Source organism: Corallococcus exercitus, from assembly GCF_003611585.1.
In the GTDB taxonomy this organism is placed as follows: domain Bacteria; phylum Myxococcota; class Myxococcia; order Myxococcales; family Myxococcaceae; genus Corallococcus; species Corallococcus exercitus.
Map to the genome: position 1 here is coordinate 1 of NZ_RAVW01000461.1, position 7,270 is coordinate 7,270.

The 7,270-nt window shown below is 69.2% G+C and carries 5 protein-coding genes; 2 read left to right on the plus strand and 3 right to left on the minus strand.

The features are described from left to right. Positions 1 to 258: 258 nt before the first annotated feature. Positions 259 to 2,094 carry a glutamine--fructose-6-phosphate transaminase (isomerizing) gene (glmS, locus tag D7W79_RS35740; RefSeq protein ID WP_120529782.1) on the minus strand — a complete coding sequence of 612 codons (1,836 nt, stop codon included), beginning with the start codon at positions 2,092 to 2,094 and terminating at the stop codon, positions 259 to 261. A 114-nt stretch (positions 2,095 to 2,208) separates the two neighbouring features. Continuing rightward, on the minus strand, positions 2,209 to 3,609 hold the full coding sequence (gene glmU, locus D7W79_RS35745; RefSeq protein ID WP_120529783.1) for a bifunctional UDP-N-acetylglucosamine diphosphorylase/glucosamine-1-phosphate N-acetyltransferase GlmU: 1,401 nt from the start codon (positions 3,607 to 3,609) through the stop codon (positions 2,209 to 2,211). 390 nt (positions 3,610 to 3,999) lie between these two features. On the opposite strand from glmU, the gene ggt reads away from it, so the two are divergent. Both ggt and D7W79_RS35755 read left to right on the plus strand, forming a co-directional pair. Next, complete coding sequence (gene ggt / locus D7W79_RS35750; protein ID WP_120529785.1) at positions 4,000 to 5,763, plus strand: gamma-glutamyltransferase; 1,764 nt, start codon at positions 4,000 to 4,002, stop codon at positions 5,761 to 5,763. Positions 5,764 to 5,783: 20 nt separating this feature from the next. Next, on the plus strand, positions 5,784 to 6,566 hold the full coding sequence (locus D7W79_RS35755; RefSeq protein ID WP_120529784.1) for a TatD family hydrolase: 783 nt from the start codon (positions 5,784 to 5,786) through the stop codon (positions 6,564 to 6,566). Positions 6,567 to 6,713: 147 nt separating this feature from the next. Here the strand turns inward: D7W79_RS35755 and D7W79_RS35760 are convergent, their stop codons facing one another. Beyond that, positions 6,714 to 6,989 carry a hypothetical protein gene (locus D7W79_RS35760; protein ID WP_120529786.1) on the minus strand — a complete coding sequence of 92 codons (276 nt, stop codon included), beginning with the start codon at positions 6,987 to 6,989 and terminating at the stop codon, positions 6,714 to 6,716. Positions 6,990 to 7,270: the final 281 nt, after the last annotated feature.

Below are 7,270 nucleotides of genomic sequence, written 5' to 3' on the forward strand. Positions count from 1 at the left end.
GTCTGCGCATGTCTCGTGGGCTCGGAGATGGGTATAAGAGACAGGCTGATACCCGCCCCACGGAGCCTCCGCTCACCGACGAGGATCGCGAGGTGGTGGAGAACCTGGAGCTGCTGGAGTCGCTGGACGCCGCCGCCGACCTGGAGGTGCTCCTGGAGCTGGCGGACGAGAAGTAACGCCGCGCTGGAACGAAGAAGCCCGGGCCCCCTGTGAAGGGAGTCCGGGCTCTTTCGCATCAGGCGTGGACGCCGTGAAGCGCTACTCGACCGTCACGCTCTTGGCCAGGTTGCGGGGCTGGTCCACGTCGTTCCCGCGCATCTCCGCCACGTGGTACGCGAGCAACTGGAGCGGGATGGTGGCCACCACCGGCGCGAGCAGCGCGCAGGCGGCGGGGATGCGGATGACGTGGTCAGCCAGGCTGTCCGCCTGGTTGTCGTCCTCGTCGAGGATGGCGATGACCTTGCCGCCGCGCGCGCGGACCTCCTCGATGTTGCCGATGATCTTCTCGTAGGCGATGTGCGGCTGCTTCGGCGCGATGACCACGACGGGCATCTTCTCGTCGATGAGCGCGATGGGGCCGTGCTTCATCTCACCGCCCGCGTAGCCCTCCGCGTGGATGTACGAAATCTCCTTCAGCTTGAGCGCGCCCTCCAGCGCCACCGGGTGCATGGGGCCGCGGCCGAGGAAGAGGAAGTCCTGCGCGTTCATGAACTCGCGCGCGACGCGCTTCACCTGCGGCTCGCACTTGAGGACGTCCTCGATCATCTTCGGCACCTGGGTCAGGTGCGTCAGGTGCTCCTGCGCGCCCGCCACGGACAGCGTGCCGCGCATGCGGCCCAGCTTCACCGCCAGCAGGTACAGCGTCACCAGCTGCGTGGTGAACGCCTTGGTGGACGCGACGCCGATCTCCGGGCCCGCGTTCGTGAGGACGTGCAGGTTCGCCTCGCGCGTCATCGCGCTGCCGATGACGTTGCAGATGGCCATGGTGTGCGCGCCCAGCCGCTTCGCTTCCTTGAAGGCCGCGAGCGTGTCCGCCGTCTCACCGGACTGGCTGATGGCGATGACCAGGTGGCTCTTCTCCACGATGGGGTCGCGGTAGCGGAACTCGCTGGCGAGCTCCACTTCCACCGGCAGCCGCGCCAGCGACTCGATCATGTGCTTGCCGGCCACGCCCGAGTGCCAGGACGTGCCGCAGGCCAGGATGGTGACCTTGGTGAAGGACTGGACCTGCTCCTGCGAGAGGTTCCAGGTCTCGAAGTGGACGTCGCCCTCGGTGAGGAGCATCCGGCCGCGCAGCGTGTCCGCGATGGCGCGGGGCTGCTCGTGGATCTCCTTGTGCATGAAGTGCTTGTAGCCGCCCTTCTCCGCCATCATCGGCGTCCAGTCGATGCGGCGCGTGGGGCGGTTCACCAGCTTCCCGTCGCGGTTGAAGATGTCGACCTTGGCGGCGGTGATGACGGCGAGGTCACCCTCCTCCATGTAGACGAAGTCGCGCGTGTGCTCGAGCAGCGCGGGCACGTCGCTGGCCACGAAGTTCTGGCCCTCGCCCAGGCCCAGCACCATGGGCGACGCGTCCTTCGTGCACACGATGCGGCCCGGGTCGTTGGAGCACACCACCACGAGGCCGTAGGTGCCCTTCACCTGCTTGATGGCCGCGCGGACGGCGTCCGGCAGGTCCACGCCGCGCTCCACCTCCGCGGAGATGAGGTGCGCGAACACTTCCGAGTCCGTCTCCGACGAGAAGACGTGGCCGCGCGCGCGCAGCTCCGCCTTGAGCGCCAGGTGGTTCTCGATGATGCCGTTGTGCACCACCGCCACGTTCTTGTACGTGTGCGGGTGGGCGTTCTCGTCGGAGGGACGGCCGTGCGTCGCCCAGCGCGTGTGGCCGATGCCGGTGGTGCCCTTCGGCAGGTCCTGCACCACGCGGTTCTCCAGGTTGCGCAGCTTGCCCGTGGCGCGCACCACGTTGAGCTGGTTGCCGCCGACCACCGCGACACCCGCGGAGTCATAGCCCCGGTATTCGAGCTTCTTCAGGCCCGACACCAGGATGGGAGCAGATTCCTTGTCACCGACGTACCCAACAATCCCGCACATGTTCTTCCTGCCTCTTTCTCGTCCCGCGGCCGCCGGAGCAAACCACGGGAATCCCGTTCACGCCCAACACGCCCAACCCCGCCCCGCCGACCGAACAGCAGGCGAGCACTCTTGCTAACCAGCCTTCACCTTCGTCTGCCGTGCCTTCTTGGCCGCCACCCAGCCCTCCTTCACCACCTGTGGCGCACGGGACACAGCGAGGCTCCCAGGAGGCACATTTTTCGTCACCGTGGTGCCCGCGCCGACATACCCGCCGTCCCCCACCTTCACCGGCGCCACCAGCTGCGAGTCCGAGCCGATGAAGACCCCGTCGCCCAGCTCCGTCAGGTGCTTGTTCACCCCGTCATAGTTACAGGTGATGGTGCCCGCGCCGATGTTGCAGCCCGCGCCGATGTTCGCGTCGCCGAGGTAAGTCAGGTGGTTGGCCTTGCTGCCCTTGCCGATGCGGGCCTTCTTCGTCTCCACGAAGTTCCCCAGATGCACTTCCTCTGCCAACTCCGTGGCGGGGCGCAGCCGGGAGAACGGGCCGATGATGCACCGCTCACCCACACGCGCCTCCTCCAGCACGGAGTAGGGCTTGATGTGGGTGCCATCCGCCACGTGAGAGGCCGTGAGCACGCTGCCCTGGCCGATGGTGACGTTCTTCCCGATGACGGTGCCGGCCATCAGCGAAACGCTGGGGCCTACTTCCGTGTCGGTGCCGATGGTGATGCCCTCTTCGATGTACGCGGTGGCCGGGTCCTGGATGGACACGCCCGCGCGCATGTGGGCTTCGTTGATGCGCTGCTGGAGGACGCGGGCGCGCGCCGCCAGCTCCACCTTGTCGTTCACGCCTGCGGTCTCCGTGGCGTCCGCGTCCACCGCGCCCACGGGGCCCTGCTTCGCGGCCATCTCCACCAGGTCGGTGAGGTAGTACTCGCCCTGCGCGTTGACGGGCTTGATCTCCGCCAGCGCCTTCCAGAGGAAGGCCGCGTCCACGGAGTAGATGCCCGCGTTGCACTCCTTCACCGCGCGCTGCTCCGGGGTGCAGTCCTTGTGCTCCACGATGCGCGCCACCTTGCCGCCCTCGCGGATGACGCGGCCGTAGCCGGTGGGGTCCTCCAGCGTGGTGGACACCAGCGCCAGCACCCCGCCCGCGGCGTCGTGCGCGGACAGCAGCGCCTGGAGCGTCTCCTTGCGCAGGAGCGGCACGTCTCCGTAGAGGATGAGCACGCGGCCGTCATGGCCCTTGAGCGCGTCCTGGGCCGCCTTCACCGCGTCCGCCGTGCCGCGCTGCTCCTTCTGGAGCGCGAAGCGCAGGGGCGCGTCCGGGAAGTGGGCACGGATGGACTTCTCCACCTCCGAAGCCTGATGTCCCACCACCGGCACCACGTGCGTGGCGCCCAGTTCCAGGGCCCGCTTCAAGGGATAGGCGCAGAGGGGACGGCCGAGGATGGGGTGAAGGACCTTGGCCTTCTCCGACTTCATCCGCGTGCCCTTGCCCGCGCACAGCACAACCGCCGCCAGAGCTGTCATATGCGGCGGAGAATTAGGGACCGCCGATCAACTCGTCAACCGCGCCCGGACGTCAAAACCGATCGCGGGGCTTCGGGAGGGGGCCGGGCGCTGACTGCCACACACAACGTGTTGCATTGGACCGTGATGCCGAAGCGCGGCTTGTAGAACGTCGTCAGCCGCGCCGGGGTGGAGGCCGGGGTCGGAACCGACGCCGGACTTTCCACGGGGTTCGGAGGACTCATAAGCACCGCCCGTTGCTGCACATGGAGCAAGCCTGCCCCGCCTCCGCTCACAATCCAAGGAAAAAAATGTTGTCTTGTTGAAATCCTGGTCCGAGCGCGGCGCATGGTGCATTAGGGAACGGCCGGTAATCACAAGGAAAGGCGTCCACAGGTGGTGAAGACACACATGGGAGCCGTGGGACGGCGGTCGTTCCGCGCGCTGGGACTCGCGGTGTTGCTGGTGGCGACGCAGGCGGGTGCGGCACGTCCCTACCGGGGAGGTGCGGTGGCCACGGCGTATCCGCCCGCGAGCGAGGCCGCGCTCCAGATGCTGGAGAAGGGCGGCAACGCGGTGGACGCGGCGGTGGCGGCGGCGTTCGTGGCGGCGGTGGTGGGGCCCTACCACTCCGGCGTAGGCGGCGGCGGGTTCGCGCTGGTGCACGACGCGAAGTCGGGAGGCACCCAGGTGCTGGACTTCCGGGAGGTGGCTCCGAAGGGCGCCTCGCGCGACATGTACCTCAAGGACGGCGCGCTGGTGCCGGGACTGTCCACGGACGGCGCCCTGAGCGTGGCGGTGCCGGGCGCGGTGGCGGGCTACCTGGAGCTGCTCTCCAAGCACGGCAAGCTCAAGCCCGCGGTGGTGCTGGCCCCGGCCATCCGGCTGGCGAAGCAGGGCTTCTGGGTGACGCCCAAGTACCAGCAGATGGCCACGGGCCGGGCGGAGTGCCTGCGCCAGGATCCCGAAGCCGCGCGCATCTTCCTCACGCCCAACGCGCAGGGGACGCCGGACGTGCCGCCGCTGGGGCACCTCATCAAGCAGCCGGACCTGGCGCGCACGCTGGAGCGGGTCGCGAAGGGCGGCGCGAAGGCCTTCTATTCGGGCCCGGTGGCGCAGGCGCTGGTGAAGACGGTGAAGGACGCGGGCGGGCTGCTCACGCAGGAGGACCTGACGGCGTACCAGACGCGCAGCCCCGCGCCGCTGGAGACCACCTACCGGGGCCACCGCATCCTCACCATGCCCCCGCCCAGCGCGGGCGGGCTGGCGGTGGTGCAGGTGCTGGGCATGCTCCAGCAGCTGCGGCCGCAGGGCGTGCCCTACCGCGACCCGGAGGCGCTGCACCTCTACGTGGAGGCCGTGCGGCGCGCGTACGTGGACCGCGCGAAGTACCTGGGCGACCCGGCCTTCGTGCAGGTACCGCTGGAGCGGCTGACGTCGCCCGGCCACATCGCGGACCTGGCGGGCAGCATCGACCCGAAGAAGGCCACGGCCAGCGCGTCGCTGCTGGCGCCGGTGACAGGCGGGCCGGCCTCCACGCTGAAGAAGGACGCGGGGCCCCTCACTCCGGAGCCGGAGAAGAAGAACACCACGCACATCTCCGTCATCGACAAGGACGGCAACGCGGTGGCCATGACGACCACGATCAACTACAGCTTCGGCTCGTGCCTCGTGGCCAAGGGCACCGGCGTGCTCCTCAATGATCAGATGGACGACTTCGCCGCGCAGCCGGGCGTGCCCAACGCGTACGGGCTCGTCACCGGGGAGCCCAACGCCATCCAGGCCGGCAAGGTGCCCCTGTCCTCCATGTCGCCCACGCTGGTGTTCGCGAAGGAGGACCCGAAGCGGGTGATGCTGGCGGTGGGCAGCCCCGGCGGCTCCACCATCCCCACCACCGTCATCCAGGCCATCAGCAACGTGGTGGACCACGGCATGGACGTGACGCGCGCGGTGGCCACGGGCCGGCTGCACCACCAGTACCTCCCGGATGAGCTGTGGGTGGACAAGTGGGGCCTGGAGCCGGCGACGCTGTCCGTGCTGGAGGCGAAGGGCCACAAGATTCGCCGGGTGGACGGCTGGGGCGACGCGGAGGCCGTCTACAGCGACCCGCGCACCAACCTGCGCTATTCCTCCAGTGACCCGCGCAACGAGGGCGCCGCGACGGGCCAGGACTGACGCCAGGAGACCCCAAGCCCGTGCCCGAGCCGATCCCGCTCTTCGATGCGCACCTCCACCCGGAGGCCCTGACGGACCAGGACCTGGAGTCCATGCGCTTCTTCGGCGTGGAGCGGGCCCTGGTGGTGGCGCATCACTTCCCGGAGCCCACGGCCAAGGGGCTGCGCCAGCACTTCGACCAGCTGGTGGAGAAGCAGCTGCCGCGGCTGGAGCGGCTGGGCATCCGCGCCTGGGCCGCCCTGGGCGTGCACCCGCGCTGCATCCCGCGCCGGGGGCTGTCGGAAGTGCTCAGCCACCTGCCGGACTACTTCGAGGGCGGCCGGGTGGTGGCCCTGGGGGAGACGGGGCTGCACGTGGGCGGCGAGGAGGAGGAAGAGGCCTTCCTGGAGCAGCTGGCCCTGGCCCGCCAGCTCAAGCTGCGCGTGGTGGTGCACACGCCACTCAAGGACAAGGAGCGCCACACGCGGCGCATCCTCACGCTCCTGCGCCAGTCCGGCGTGCTGCCGTCGCGCGCGCTGGTGGACCACGCCAACGCGCGCACCGTGCGGACCATCCTGGAGGTGGGCCACTGGGCCGGGCTCACCCTGCACCCGGAGGCCCTTCAGGCGGACCGGGCGGTGGCCCTGGTGCGGCGGCTGGGCAGCGAGCGCCTGGTGCTGGACTCGGACGCGGGCGACGGCGCGGGCGACATCCTGGGGCTCGCGCGCACGGCGAACCTCCTGGGCAAGGCGAAGCTGTCCGAGCGCATCGTCCGGCGGGTCACCCGGGACAACGCCGCCCGCTTCTTCCAGATCCACGACTGAGCGCGCCATCCACGCGCCGTGCGGGTCGCGCGCGCTGCGTTGAAAAGTGGACGCTCCCCCGCACGTGTCATCGCTGTAAATGCGACGGGCCCCACGCAGTGAAGCGCGGAGCCCGTGGCTTTACAACGTGCGACCCCGGGGAGGGGCCTAGTTCATCGAGGCGGAGGCAGGGGCCTCCGGGTGCAGGGTGAGGCCCTGCGCGTCCGGCGCCAGCCGCACCTGCACGGGCACGCCCTGGGAGCGGTACTCCGCGAGGGAATCCGCCGCCTCGTCGAGCAGCTGCTGGTAGCGGTCCTCAAGTTCGACCGCGATCAGGAGCATGGTCTCACCGGCGTCCGCCACGCCCGGCCGGTACACTTGGCAACGCTGGAACCGCGCCCAGCGACCGTTCTGCATCTTCACAAGCTCGCCGTCGTAAGCCATGCGCAGCACCTCTTGAGTGAAATCCGACGGACGCAATGTAGAGGCGAATCCCGGCTCTGTCATCCCCCCGTTTGAAAATTCGTAAACCCTTCGTGATTCCAGGGAGTTGCCAACACTCCAGGGCATGCCCAGAGGGGTCCCGACGGGCGGGCCCGCGCAAAATGTAAACTGGAACACTGTCAACGCGGTTAACCTGTACCGGGGTCCAATGCCGCGTCGCGCTGTCAACACTCCGTGAACCTGGCCGCCCGGGTGGGGCGGCCGGGGAGACGGGGCGGGAC